The 226-nt window shown below is 60.2% G+C and carries 1 protein-coding gene; it reads left to right on the top strand.

Annotated features, from left to right (window positions below):
• On the top strand, positions 1-226 hold a 226-nt coding region (locus A3730_RS09920; RefSeq protein ID WP_197477414.1), incomplete at both ends, for an AraC family transcriptional regulator ligand-binding domain-containing protein.

The raw sequence follows: 226 nt of genomic DNA on the forward strand, positions 1-226 counted from the left end.
ACACCGAGCTGCTGCGTGATGCCGGCCTGCCGGAGAACACTCTGGACAACCTTCAGGGCCTGGTGTCTTACCGGCGTTTTCTGGAGCTGTTGAAACTGAGTGCGGCGCGCAGCGGCGACCCGTTGTTCGGCCTGAAGTTGGGGCTCAGTCAGGGAGTATCGATCTTCGGGCCGATTTTGTACCTGCTTAACAACGCACGCACGGTTGGCGAAGCCCTCACGGAACT

The sequence above is a fragment of the Alcanivorax sp. HI0044 genome (genome assembly GCF_001634945.1).